Consider the following 14,539-nt stretch of genomic DNA (forward strand, 5'->3'; position numbering starts at 1 on the left):
TACTTAGATTATGTTCCCAACTCTAATATTTCTTTAAATCTTCATAATCTAAGCAAGATTGTTAGTTAGTGCAATTTGTGTTATAATGTATTTCTTAATAATTTTCTTAGCATTTTTATCATTCTTTGTTTATATTATTTGCCAGAATATAATAAACTGGAATGATAAAAATGTTATTTTTTACATATCTCAATTTCACCATAAACTATCTGCATTCTAAGTACTTTTCTAAAGTAGACCTAACAGCACCAGTTCCAGAAATCATTTCGGTGAAATAACCTTCAATTTTTTCTCCTAATCCTATAACATAAAGATCTACGCCAAAAATTTCTTCATTCATTAGTATCGGTTTTAGAGTATCTCCTAATTGTTCTATAGTTCCTAATTTTATATTAGCTACATATTTCTTTAGTTCATCTAATAATGGATCTGGACTTAATTCCATTGCATTACCATCATCAGCTATTCCCATTAAATATCTGCACCAACCTGCAATAACAAGCGGAATGTATTTAAGGTTTTTAGTATCTAAATCTACTCTATCTCTGTAAGCCTTGATTGTCTCCCCAAATCTTATACCAACCTTTTGAGATGTATCTGATGCAATCCTTTGAGGAGTATCTGGTATATATGGGTTCGGAAGTCTAACTTCAAGTACTTCTTTAATAAAATCTTCAGGTTTTAATATTCCTGGATCAACAACAACTGGCATTCCTTCGTCGTACCCAATCTTTTCAACTAGTTTCTTTAGAGTTTGGTCTTTCATTTCGTCTGCAATTAAATTATATCCAAGTAAAAATCCAAAGACTGCTAAAGAAGTGTGTAGCGGATTTAAACAAGTACAAACCTTCATTTTTTCAACTCTCTCGACTGTTTCTCTGTTTGTTAAAAATACTCCAGCCTCTTCTAATGCTATTCGTCCATTTGGGAAATCATCTTCTATAACAAGATACTGTGGTCCTTCTGCATTTACAAAAGGTGCAATATAAGTATTCTTATTAGTGCATATAATCTCAGTACTGTCAAAACCGTTTTCTCCTAAAGTATCTTTAACACTTTGAGAAGGTCTAGGCGTAATTTTATCTATCATACTCCAAGGGAACGATACCTTTTTATCATCATTGATATATTGTAGAAAGCCTTTATCAACTAATCCATTTTCAGTCCACTTCTTTGCTATTGTTTCCATTGCATCATGAAGCTTTTCACCATTTTTTGAACAATTGTCCATACTTACAAAAGCTATTGGAAGTTGTCCATTCTTATATCTCACATATGCTAAAGAAGTAGCTTTAGCAATAATACTTACAGGATGTTCTAATCCATCTGTTATATCCTCTTTAGATAGATTTTTTACGCTATAACCTTTTTCAGTTATCGTAAAACTTGCTATTTGTAATGCTGGATTTGAAAATATATCTTCCAGTCTATTCCAATCTTGTCCCCTTGAATAGTCACAAACTAGGCTTTCTCCTATGCTTCCTACAACTTTTTTCTCCAAGCTTCCATCTGGTTTCATAATTACTAACAAACTTAAATCATCATGAGGCGCATAAATTTTATCTATTATTTCATAGTCATATCCTTCTACAGCAACAATACCTCCAGTTACTTTTTTATTGTTTAAAAGTTCTTGTTGCAGCATTGCTATAAATCCTCTAAATATGTTTCCTGCTCCAAAGTGCACCCAAGTAGGATTTTCCTTAGTTAAAGTTGACATATTATCATGATCAAACTTTGGAAGTTCTATTCCAGCATTTTCCCATAACTCGCTGTTTTTAATACTTTCTTTGCTTAGTATTAATTTGGCATTATTCATTCCTATTTTCACCTCTTTAAAACTACTATTAATAGCATTACCAATTTTAATTATCTTTTATATCTTAGGATTAATAAATCCAAGATTTTATTGCAATCTCTAATTTTATTTATTCTTAAGCCTTATTTAGTTCTTTGTAGTGTATCCCATATTCCCCAGATATACATAATTCCAAGAGCTCTATCATAAAGTCCATAACCTGGTCTACACTGCTCATTCCATATATGTCTTCCATGATCTGGTCTCGCATATCCAGTAAATCCAAATTCATGGTAAGCTTTTACTATGTCACATATATCTAATGAGCCATCACAAGTTCTATGAGATGTTTCAATAAAATCACCATTTTCATAAATCTTTACATTTCTAATATGAGCAAAGGCAATTCTGTTTCCAAATTCTCTTATCATTGCTGGCACATCGTTATTAGTATTTGAGCCTATAGCACCGCTACAAAGAGTAAGGCAGTTATATGGACTATCAACAAGCTTTAATAATCTTGCTAAGTCGTTTCTACTTTTAACTATCCTTGGTAAACCAAATATTGACCAAGGTGGATCATCCGGATGAACTGCCATCTTAATATCATTGATTTCAGCTACAGGAATAATTTGCTCTAAGAAATATTTCAAGTTATTCCATAAATCTTCTTCTGTAACATTTTTATATGCTTCAAAAAGTTGTGTCAGATTCTTTAATCTTTCTGGCTCCCAACCTGGCATTGTAAGATCTGGATTTGATGCTATCTTGTTAACCAACTCCATTGGATCTATATCTGTAATCCTTGCTTTTTCATAGAAAAGAGCTGTTGAACCATCTTCTGTTTTTTTGTACAAGTCAGTTCTCAACCAATCGAATACCGGCATAAAGTTATAGCAAATTACTTTTACGCCAACCTTGGCTAGTTTCTCTATTGTCTTTTTGTAATTTTCAATATATTTATCTCTAGTTGGAAGTCCTAATTTAATGTCCTCATGAACATTAACACTTTCAACAACATCTAAATTAAATCCATATTTATCAGCTGATTTCTTCACTTCAAGAATTTTTTCCATCGGCCATTCATCACCAGCTGCCATATCATGAAGAGCCCAAACAATCGTTTCTACACCGGGAATCTGTTTAATTTGCTCAAGTGTTACGGTATCGTTACCTTCACCATACCATCTGAAACCCATTTTCATAATAATATACCTCCTGTCATTCTATCTAATTTGGTTTTACCGTATAGTTTTTTTGCCAGCATATAAAGAGTTTAAATTGAATGCTCTATATAGGCCTCACCTCCCTAAATTGAAAATTTATTTTAATATCAGATGATTTTAATATCATGGCATCTAATATTTAAGTGTGTTGTATAACCCTAATCTTTGAAATAATTAGGATAACTTTCTCTTACTTGTGTTTTATCAAAGATGACCATATTTAAATGCTTCTTCATGAATTCTTCTGCCATCTCTGGATTTTTATTTTTTATAGCATTAAATATTTCTTTGTGCTGAAGATAGATATTATCCCAACTAGAATTAACTGTTAATCTTAATACACGAATTCTTTGAAATTCGGTACTTCCATCATTAATACTATTCCATATCCTCTTTTTGCTACATCCTTCAAAAATTATCTTGTGAAATTCCTCGTCCGTATTAAATAATTTTTTATAGTCGTTATTTTCTATATACATTTTTTGAAACTTTAAATTCATTTCCAAAGCCAATATATTTTCTTTTGGAAATTCCATACAGGCTTCTTTTACTACAGCTCTTTCTAAATGCTCACGTAAAAATCTTTCTTCTTCAACAGCAGATAAATCAATTAATGAAACAACTGTACCTTTTTGAGGATAAATTTGCACTAAGCCTTCTTGAGCTAAACGGACAAGAGCTTCTCTGACTGGAGTTCTGCTCACTCTATATTTTTCAGAAAGTTCTTTTTCAGAAATGCTTGTACCAGGCTCAAGATATAGATTAATAATTTCTTCTCTGAGATTATGATATATAACCTTACTCGTAGAATTCTTGCTTATTTTAAAAGTCATACTTATATTCTCTCCCATTGACGTGTTTTACCATACTTGTATGGTAATTATGAGTATAGTCTCACTATCTAAGAATCGTTTACAAAGACTTGTATAGTAAATTTTTTCACTTGCTTTTCCCTAATTGCTATGATTAAATTATAGCTATATAAATACATAAACAATATGTTTTAATTGCTTCAAAACTTGCAAAAATTGCTATAGTAAAATATAATGTATCTCAGTTTTATTAAAAATCACTTATTCAAATAATCTCTTTCGCAATTTAAAACGTTTAATTGTTTAATAATTCAGTAATTTTATCGCAATTTATACAATTCGTCGAAGAGGTGATATCAATGAAAAGAAAAATACATGAGTTTTTTACACGCAAACATATGCTTTCCAGTGACTACGAAATCTTTCACTTCTTAAATACTGATGTGCCATTTCAATACCTACACAATCATGACTTTTATGAGTTTTATCTATACCTTTCTGGAGATGTTACATATTTGATAGAAGGTAAGTCATACAATCTAAAATCAGGTGACATAGTATTAATTAATACAAGAGAACTACACCGAGCTGTTATTAATAGCATGAAAGTGCCTTATGAGCGTATTGTACTCTGGATCAACAAATCTTTTCTACATGAATTGTCAACGCCAGAAACGGACCTTACACAGTGCTTTGAAAACATAGAGAAATCAAATGTTATAAGAGCTGATTTTCAAATTCAGCAGAATGTAAGGGCACAACTTAGCAAGCTACTTGAACTTGAAAACTACAAAGGCTTAGGTAAAGATTTGCTATATAAAGCCTATATTATAGAACTTATAATACAGTTAAATAATCTTGTTTTAAGTCATAAATCTGATTTTGACATTGATGTGACGAAGAGCAGCTTAATTGATGGAATAGTTGAATATATTAATAATCATATTAATGAAGAACTTACAATTGATGAGCTTTCTAAAGAATTTTATCTTAGTAAATTCCATTTATCTAGAGAATTCAAAAAGTATACTGGTACTACAATCCATAGGTATATCGTACAAAAAAAATTAATACAAGCTAAAGAATTAATTCTTAAAAATCATCCGATAAATAGCGTTTACAAACAATCTGGATTTGGTGATTACTCAAATTTTTTTAGAGCCTTTAAGAATGAATACAGCATTTCCCCTAAACAATTCTATGAACTTATGGTTGAATCTAATTTGAAGAAATAATAAACATTAGAAATTTTATGATATATAGTTTTATAATAAATATTTCAATAGCTTTTTCTATTAAAAAAAGGAAATAACATATTTAAATTTATCTTATATATATCTTTTTTAATAACAAAACCGTGCTAAAATCTATATGATTAGAGAATAACTGGACAAGGCATATAATGTAGAGAACTAATTGCAACATATGTACATCAACGAAATACTTTAAGGATTTTACTTAATTTTCTAATTAATAAATTTTAAATGAACAAGATACAAACTCATTATTAATAATTTATTACAAGAATAGCATATGTAAGTACTATTCTTGTAATTTTTTGTGTAGATATATATAATTTATTTAAATGTACACCAAAACTTGTTAAAATAAAAAATTCGTAAATAATTTGAATAGGCTTTTTTGAGGTGAAAATATGAAAGCAAATGTAGAAATAGTTCTTGGATTTCTTGGCTCTGGAAAAACGAGGTTTATAAATTCTATGCTAAAAAGAAAAGAATTACAAGATGAAGCTATCGTTGTTATACAAGATGAATTTGGAGACTGTCAAATACAGGATGACTTGAATAATAAAAATCCAATAGTAGTAATTAATGTTGATAAGAATAAAGAAATTGATGAAAGTTATATAACCGAAATCGTAAGTAAACATGCTCCGAATAGGATTTTTATCGAAATAAATGGTATGAAAGATTCTACTAAAGTAATTAATATATTTAATACAAAAAAGATAAAGAGTATATGTAGAATTGATAACATAATAAGTACTATTGATACAACAAGCTTTAATATGTATTTCAGAAATATGAAAAGTATTATTAGCACTCATATTTTAAATAGTGAAACTATAATTTTGAACAATGTAGTCGAGTTAGATAAAAAAGAACTTTTAAACATACAAAAAGAAATTGAAAATATTAATGAGACTGCTGATATACTAAGGCATTTATACATAACAGATGATAAAATATCAAATAAAAAAGAATATGTAAAAACTACAAGGCATGGTTTTTCATTCTTTAATACTTTTTTATATTCAGGTTTTGTACTATTTTTATTCATTTTTTTGATTACGATGTCAACATTAAATATTAAAATATCCAGTGCGTATTTAGATAGATTCAAAAAATTTTATGATGTATTTATAAGCATATTAATTCAAGGTTTTCCCTTCATTCTTATTGGGAGTTTTGTATCTTCAATAATTCAAATTTGTATATCAAGAGATACATTTATTAAACTATTTCCAAAAAATAGTTTTTTATCTTGTGTAATTGCAGCTTTTGCAGGTTTATTATTTCCAATATGTGATTGTGGGACAATCCCTGTGGTTAAAGGCCTTATGAAAAAGAATGTTCCTATAGCAGCAGGAATTACTTTTATGCTTGCAGCGCCAATTGTAAATCCAATAGCAATTATTGCAACTCTCTATGCTTTTCCAGGTATGGTATCTGTCGTAATTTACAGGTTAGCTGCTGGAATATTAATCTCTGTTTTAGTAGGTTTAATTATGCAGTTTACTACTAAGAAGGATGAAGAAATTTTAAAAAATAATTCTGATATAGATACATGTGATTGCGGTTTTTGTGATGGTAAACAGGATTATTCAGAAAGTAATCTACAAAAAGTCAAGGCAATATTCGTTCATGCAGGAGATGAATTCTTTAATATAGGTAAATATATGATTATTGGAACTTTTTTATCTAGTATTTTTCAAAGTATGACATTTATAAGTAGCAATACTTACATTTCTAATGATAGTAGAGTTTCTCTTCTTGTAATGATTTTATTATCTTTCTTACTTTCAGTTTGTTCAACTTCAGATGCATTTGTTGCCAAAGGTTTTTTAAGAGCCTTTCCAATAAGCTCTATACTTGGATTTTTAGTAGTTGGACCCATGTTAGATGTAAAAAATACAATGATGCTTTTTGGAAGCTTTAAAAAGAAATTTGTAATAAAATTAATATTTACTATTATTTTAGTGTCATTTAGCATTTTGATTAACTGCAAATTAGCTTGATAATATTGAAAAATAGCTCAATATATTATCATATATTCCATAGCTATTATAGATAAATTAATTGAAGGAGGTAGCATATGAAAAGAATTAGTTCAGATATAATTATTAAAATACTGATATTGCTATGTTTTGGGATATTTTACTTTAAGATAATTAAGAATAATGAAATAATAATGTATGTACATCCAAGAATTATTCCATTTGCTATTTTAGGAATGCTAGCAATGTTTGCAATTGCGTTATTTCTAATTACAGACAGTCGTCGAACCAAAAAGAAGAATACCAAGTTAAGGAATTATGTAGTCTTCATCATTCCCTTAGTTATGGTATTTTTCATGCAAAGTACCAGTGCAAATTTTAGCGGATCATTAAGCACCAATTTAACTTATGACAATTCTAAGCCTAATCCCTCAAACCAAAAGATTAACAATGTTGAACAGGGTAAATATGATGATGATTTATATATTAAAGATAATGTTATAGAAGTAGATGTGAACAATTTTCTGCACTCCTTCGATGAACTTACAGAGAACGCAAATAACTATGATGGACAAGAAATAGAAATAACAGGATTTGTTTATAAAGACACAACCCTTAACGATAATGAATTCTTAGTGGGTAGATTTGTAATGGCGTGTTGTGCAGCTGATTTACAAGTTGTAGGAATTAAATGCGATAGTAATAATCAAGAAATCTACAGTAAGGATACATGGGTAAAAATAAGGGGCAAACTTAAAACTGAAACAGTTAAGTATGCAGTGAACCCGGTTATAGTAGTCGAACATATAGAAAAAGATCCTAATCCCAAAACTGAATACTTATATCCATTTTAAAAATCCTTAACTATCTAGATTTAATATGTCATAAACTGTGCCAAATATAACTATTAAAAAATTATCTTTATATAAAAAAATAAACTATGCCACTTTCATTTAGTGTTTTATAGCATAAAGAGCTATATAAACATTAAATGAAAATTAGCATAGTCATATAAGGCATAATCCCCAAAACAACAAGTCCAGTTGCCTAATAATTATTTTAGAATTTTAAATTCATATCCTTGTCCCTTTAAATATTCTATAACTTCTGGCAAAGCTTTTGCTGTTTCTTCTTTTCCGTACGTATCATGCATTAATATTATTGCTTTTTCCCTGTTTGCCACAGTTTTTATAACTTCTTGTTTTAACTGTTCTGCTTTTTTAGGAGCACCTTCTGCATCTCCAGATAACGAATTCCAATCAATTTGATGATAATCCTTGTCATGCAATGCTTTGTCCATAGCTTCTGCTCCTGACGGATCTTTCTTGTCCCAAGTCATTTGTCCTCCTGGAAATCTAACAGCTCTTGCCACAAAATCTTGTCCTAAAATATTTTTCAAAGATTGATTTGTTTTCTCAAAATCGGACATACAATTCTCCAAATTTATTTTTCCATTTGGATATAAGTAGTTATAATCATGCGAATAAGTATGATTACCTATTGCATTACCTTCATCAAACTCCCTTTTTACTAAATCTTTGCTTGCCTGATCTTTATCTATATATTTTCCTATAAGGAAGAAAGTTGCATGTACATCTTCTTTCTTAAGAATATCTAATATCTGAGGGGTAACTGTTTCTGATGGCCCATCATCAAAAGTCAAATAAACAACTTTCTTACCATCAGCTCCATCAGGCCTTTGTCCTTTCATTTGCTGATTTAAATATTTTTCTACAAATGCTGAGTTTTCTACTTCTGAATTACTTTCTGATTTAAGTTCGTCACTATCCGTTTCACTTTTACTCTGATTATCACTTGATTCAGATTTTGCATTCTGGTTACCATCAAGTGCTTGTACAGTTTTTGTATTATTTGAAAATCTTTGCATTACTATGTTACCTACTGTTATAACCAATATGGAAATAATAATAAATAGAATTGTGATCTTTGCTACTTTAATGTTTTTATTTGGGTTATTCCTATTGTTATACTTCATTTTTCATCCCTCTTATGTCTTATCTATGTGTGTCTTAATAGTTCTTTATTAGATAGCAGCATATTAAGCATATGTTGCAATTGAATTCTATAATTTACCTTAACTAAATATTCGTCTTATTAGAACTTTCAAGGCTAAGTATACTATTGCAACATATATACTGAGTATTTGTAGCTAATTATTTAAAAATTCCTTGTGTAAATTCATCTAAATCAACATCATGGTTTATTCCATTAACAAATCCTGTCTCACTGTATTGATGTCCAACTCTTGAAAACCATATTTTATTTGTTGGCAGGTTTTGAAATGGAGTATTATTATAATTTGCTTCCCATAAAGGATAGTTAGATAATCTGCCGTCTAGATTGCTAATGAAGCTACTATATGTGTATATACCTATATCCATATTACTTACTTTCTTGAATTCGGCTATAAATCTTAAAGCATAATCCATAATGTCAAATCCTGTAGCTTCTATATCTAACATTGGTTTCAAATCGTTTCTTTTATCCTTTATACTATTATAAAAATTATCGGCTTGAGTTTCTGGAGCACTTGTCCCAACTAAGAAGTGATAGAAACCAACCTTTAATCCAGCTGATGAAGCCCCATTATAATTAGCCTGTAAATACGGATCTATAAAAGTTGTTCCTTCAGTTGCTTTTATATACACTAATTGAACTCCACTTGCTTTTACTGAATTAAAATCTATGTACCCATCATAATTACTAATATCTATACCATAATATTTGCTTAAAGTGTTCCCACTACTGCTTGAACCAGAAGAACTTTGACCTGGAGTGCTTCCGGTACTACTTGATCCAGAAGGACTCTGACCTGAAGTGCTTCCGCTACTGTTTGAACCAGAAGTATTTTGACTTGAAGTGCTTCCGCTACTACTTGATCCAGAAGTATTTTGATTTGACGCACTTCCGCTGCCACTTGGTCCAGAAGTATTTTGGCTTGAATCTTCATACCTCTTGCCATCTGATCCAATCTTGTATCCATCTTTAGTAGTATTAGTAAGCATTTTTCCTGTGTCTTTATCTAAGTAATACCACGCTCCATTAAGATAAGCCCATCCTGTTGCCATGCTTCCATCATTATTAAAGTAATACCAGTTATTGTTTATAGTAATCCATCCAGTTTCCATATCTCCGCTATCAGTAAATTCGTATGTTGTACCATCTATCTTATTAATACCAGTTACCATACTTCCATCGTTCTTTAAATAGTACCATTTATTATTATTCTTAATCCATCCAATATGAATTTTTCCACCTTTATCGAAGTAATACCATTTATCATTTATTTTACTCCATCCACTATTGGTTGCCATAACTCCTGAATCTTTGAAATAGTACAAATTTGAACCATCATCTCGTATTCCAGTTGCCATAGCACCTGAATCAGTTAAGAAATACCAATCACCATCTAACTGTTTCCATCCTTTTGCCATAGCTCCACTTTCATCCATGTAATACCAGTTACCTTTGTCTTTTACCCATCCAGTTTTCATTTTACCGTCATCTTCATTTAAATAGTACCAATTATTATCTGGTTTAATCCATCCAATCGCTTTTGTATTATCTGACTTATAATAATACCAAACTCCACTCTCATTCTTCCAACCAATATTGGATGTTATACTAGTATCACTAGTTGCAGCTTGTACATTTAATCCTGGAATTAAAATTAGTACCATTAATACAGATAATATTGTGAGTCTCTTTTTAATATTCAAAACAACCTGTCACTCCCTTTTTTATTTTTTAGCTAAAATATAATTAAATTGAATACGAAGTTAATTTTATGCTTCAATAAGATTCTTTCCATCTATAGCAATGCTTCCATCCTTGTAATATTGCATTACTCTCTTAACATAATCCTGAACCCCTTGTGACATCTTACATAAATCATCATCTGATAAGACTCCATCTTTTTTTACATTTTGTGGTCCAGCATTATAAGCTGCTATTGCTATTTTTACATCACCATTAAATTGGTTTAGATATTCTTTTAGTAATTTTGACCCTCCATCGATATTTTGCTCTATATCATATCCGTCAGTCATTCCAAGATATGTATAATTCTGAGGCATAATCTGCATCAATCCAGTAGCACCTGAACTTGATGTTGCTTTTGGATCAAAATCTGACTCTGCCTTAATTATAGCTAGTATCAATTTTGAATCTAGTCCATATTTATTTGCCGAATCATTTACTGAGTTATATATTTTTTTCATAGTATCACTTGATCCCTTCGAGCTAGTGCTTAAAGGAATTTGATTAAGCGGCTTATATCTTTTTCCATCCGATCCAATCTTATATCCATCTATGGTAGTATCCGTTAGCATTTTTCCTGAAGCAGGATCTAAATAGTAATAATCGCTTCCATTTGATGTAACCCATCCTGTTGCCATTGATCCATTATCATTTAGGTAATACCATACTCCATCAAGATTTATCCACCCTGTAGCAACACTTCTATCAGTATTGAAATAATACCAGTTATTGTTCACATTAACCCATCCAGTTTCCATCTCACCAGTATCACTAAACACATATGTTGTATTTCCTATTTTATCAGTACCAGTTACCATACTTCCATCATCGTTTGAGTAATACCACTTATCATTATTCTCAACCCATCCAGTATGTATCTTTCCATCTTTATCAAAATAGTACCATTTATCATTTATCTTAGTCCATCCAGTATTTGTAGCCATAACCCCTGAATCTTTGAAATAATATAAATTAGAATTATCCTGCTGAATTCCAGTTGCTCTAGCACCCGAATCAGTTAAAAAATACCAGTCACCATCTAACTGTTTCCATCCTTTTACCATAGCCCCATTATCATCCATATAGTACCAGTTTCCTTTATCCTCTAACCATCCAGTTGTCATTTTACCACTATCTTCATCTAAATGATACCAATTATTATCCGGTTTAATCCATCCAATTGCTTTTGTGTTGTCAGACTTATAATAATACCAAGATCCATTTTCATTTTTCCAACCGATACTTGATGTTATATTTGTATCAGTAACATCAGCTTGTACATTTAATGTTGGAATAAAACTTAGCGCAATTAATGCTGATAAAACTGTAAGTACTTTTTTAATATTCAAAGTAATCCATCACTTCCTTTTAACTGATTCTTAATAAAAAATGTTATTAGACTAAATAACTAATACTGATTTTAAAAAGTTAAATCTAATATTAAAATTTATCATTAAAAATCAGTATTAATTATGTATTTTATAGTTTTTTAATGTTCTTTATTATTTTTAAAGTAATTCTTTTCAATAATGGCTTCCGAAACTTTGAATTCATCTTTTAGATGCTTTACTTCTTTTTCATCTTTTGGGTTTCCTACAATTTGACCTTCATTTAATATTGTAGCATCTCTATTCGTATTCACTAATACTCTTCCTATTGAATTATTCTCAAATTCACTTCTATCCTCGCCAAGCAAGTATAATATTGTCGGTTTAAAATCTGTTTGACCACCAGCTGTTGATATAACTTCTGATTTTAAGTTCCTTGAATAAATCATATAGGGAATCTTTCTTTGATTATCCTTCCACCAATCTCCTTCTAAAGGCGCATTTTCTATATCTTGTTCATAAAATTTATGAACACCACAATGATCACCGTAAATCATAACTACCGTATTATCCAATAAACCTTCCTTATCTAATTCTGCTATAAACTTTCCAATAGCTTCATCGGTATATCTTACAGATTGAAAATACTTTCCTAGCATATTATCATCAAGTTCTTTAGGTAGGTTTAAATATTTTTTATTTTCTGGCATCTCAAAAGGGCCGTGACTTGTCAACGTAGTCATAAATGCATAATAGGGTTGTTTTTCATCTTTTAACTTTTGAGCTACTTGCTTTAAATATGATTCATCTGAAAGTCCCAAACCTATAATTTCATCCTGATTAAACTTTCCTACATCTAATATTTTATCAGCCCCATAGCTTTTATGCATTTCTGTCCAATTCCAATTTCCAGGTGGTTCTGCATGAGTAGAAACTGTAGAATATCCTTTACCTTCTAAAATATTTTGAAGTGTATTATATTGACTCCAAGGATAAGAATATACTGTAGTACCTTCTCTTATAGGGAGTACTGATGCATTAACCATCAAATCACAGTCTGAACTTGTTCCAGAATTATTTTGTTCACGTATATTATTAAAATACAAGCTATTTGACAATAACTTATTTAAATTTGGTGTTATTTCTTGTCCATACACTTTTTGATTAATGACAAAGTTCTCCAAAGACTCTACTTGTAGTGCAATTACATTTTTTCCTTTAAACATTCCCTTGTAACTATTGTCAGGTAAATCTTCTTTATTATCGTTAAACCAATTCTCTATTTCTTTTTTATCTTCATCTGTTAAAGTTTTATTTTTATTTTTATAGAACTCAATATCAAAACCATGATATCCAAGTGGGCTCATATCTCCAAAAGTCTGAAATGGCGCCCAAGACAATCTAAATACATTTTTCCCTTGATCCATTTGCTTGACATCTACTGTGTAATAACCAAGCCATATAACAAGTGCACTTGCGATAAATACATACAAGGTCTTTGCTATCCTAAAATATGCTTGACTTTCATTCACTTCTTTAACTTTAATAAACTTATGTATTAAGAAGAGCATTACAAAGTCAATGATAAATACTAAATCCACTATTCTAAAATTAAATAAATTTTTGCCTTCCGGATTAAATATCTCGGTATGCATTAAATGTCTTATAGATAAAAAGGTTTCATTTGAACGATAATACCAGATATCTGCAACAAAAAGAATTGTCACTAAAATATCTATTATTAAGGCAGCACCAAGCCTCCCCCTTTCTTTAAAAAGAAATATTGGACTGCATACTAATACTATTATTGCTATATGCACCCAAAGTACTGGACTATCAAAATAAGCACTTCCTAAACTTATACTTGATGAATCTTGTGTCCTTAGCATAGATAATAGCAATGTTGATTTAGCTTGTAACATTGCTACCATAAATATAAATAACCAATTTTTTCGAACTAAATTTTTCATTCTTTCTTTTGTTTCCATTTTCATTCTCCATTAATATCCATTTTTCTTCCTACATTATAACTCAAACTTTATCTTTTACCAATATAATTTTATTAAAAGATAATTACAATATTTTAATGTTAATATTAATCTTACTTAAAGTATAAATCATTATTACTAATTATCATAAGTTTAAAATTACTTATTATTATTAAATATTTTATAATTTCCTTAATTTATCGACGCTTAACAGCTTAATTAATCAAAGTTTATCTTATAATATTAAATACTACAATTAAACAGTTTTATAATTAATAAATTACACTAAACTTATATAACTATAATAGTGCATTTTTACTTGAATAATTTTACAGTTAAATAAAAAAGCCGATTCCTAAACTATTTTTA

At 29.7% G+C, this 14,539-nt stretch carries 10 protein-coding genes; 3 read left to right on the plus strand and 7 right to left on the minus strand.

Annotation, left to right across the window (positions count from 1 at the left end; translation table 11 throughout):
• Window positions 1-205: 205 nt before the first annotated feature.
• From L3B96_RS26245 to L3B96_RS26255, 3 genes are all read right to left on the minus strand, one after another.
• On the minus strand, window positions 206-1,819 hold the full coding sequence (locus L3B96_RS26245; protein WP_238948981.1) for a mannitol dehydrogenase family protein: 1,614 nt from the start codon (window positions 1,817-1,819) through the stop codon (window positions 206-208).
• A gap of 122 nt (window positions 1,820-1,941) precedes the next feature.
• A complete protein-coding gene (uxuA, locus tag L3B96_RS26250) occupies window positions 1,942-3,003 on the minus strand; it encodes a mannonate dehydratase (RefSeq protein WP_238898743.1) in 1,062 nt (353 codons plus the stop codon).
• A gap of 179 nt (window positions 3,004-3,182) precedes the next feature.
• Window positions 3,183-3,857 (minus strand): GntR family transcriptional regulator, encoded by a 675-nt coding sequence (locus L3B96_RS26255; protein ID WP_017209803.1) that lies wholly within the window; start codon window positions 3,855-3,857, stop codon window positions 3,183-3,185.
• 338 nt (window positions 3,858-4,195) lie between these two features.
• Here L3B96_RS26255 and L3B96_RS26260 point away from each other — a divergent pair, with 338 nt between their 5' ends.
• From L3B96_RS26260 to L3B96_RS26270, 3 genes are all read left to right on the plus strand, one after another.
• Window positions 4,196-5,071, plus strand: a complete 876-nt coding sequence (locus L3B96_RS26260) for an AraC family transcriptional regulator (RefSeq protein ID WP_012060815.1) — start codon at window positions 4,196-4,198, stop codon at window positions 5,069-5,071.
• A 419-nt stretch (window positions 5,072-5,490) separates the two neighbouring features.
• On the plus strand, window positions 5,491-7,095 hold the full coding sequence (locus tag L3B96_RS26265; RefSeq protein WP_238898744.1) for a permease: 1,605 nt from the start codon (window positions 5,491-5,493) through the stop codon (window positions 7,093-7,095).
• 77 nt (window positions 7,096-7,172) lie between these two features.
• Window positions 7,173-7,928 carry a TIGR03943 family protein gene (locus L3B96_RS26270; protein ID WP_238948982.1) on the plus strand — a complete coding sequence of 252 codons (756 nt, stop codon included), beginning with the start codon at window positions 7,173-7,175 and terminating at the stop codon, window positions 7,926-7,928.
• 200 nt (window positions 7,929-8,128) lie between these two features.
• Here L3B96_RS26270 and L3B96_RS26275 read toward each other — a convergent pair whose 3' ends face one another.
• The 4 genes from L3B96_RS26275 to L3B96_RS26290 all read right to left on the minus strand — a co-directional run bounded on the left by L3B96_RS26275 (window position 8,129) and on the right by L3B96_RS26290 (window position 14,170).
• A complete protein-coding gene (locus L3B96_RS26275) occupies window positions 8,129-9,070 on the minus strand; it encodes a polysaccharide deacetylase family protein (protein WP_238898748.1) in 942 nt (313 codons plus the stop codon).
• A 178-nt stretch (window positions 9,071-9,248) separates the two neighbouring features.
• Complete coding sequence (locus L3B96_RS26280) at window positions 9,249-10,814, minus strand: GH25 family lysozyme (protein WP_171787472.1); 1,566 nt, start codon at window positions 10,812-10,814, stop codon at window positions 9,249-9,251.
• A gap of 66 nt (window positions 10,815-10,880) precedes the next feature.
• Entirely contained in the window at window positions 10,881-12,203 is a 1,323-nt protein-coding gene (locus tag L3B96_RS26285) for a transglycosylase SLT domain-containing protein (protein WP_236896003.1), read from the minus strand.
• A 140-nt stretch (window positions 12,204-12,343) separates the two neighbouring features.
• Window positions 12,344-14,170, minus strand: a complete 1,827-nt coding sequence (locus tag L3B96_RS26290; protein WP_238948983.1) for an LTA synthase family protein — start codon at window positions 14,168-14,170, stop codon at window positions 12,344-12,346.
• Between the last annotated feature and the right edge of the window lie 369 nt (window positions 14,171-14,539).

It is taken from the genome of Clostridium sp. YIM B02569 (genome assembly GCF_022320765.1).
Classification (GTDB): Bacteria; Bacillota; Clostridia; order Clostridiales; family Clostridiaceae; genus Clostridium; species Clostridium beijerinckii.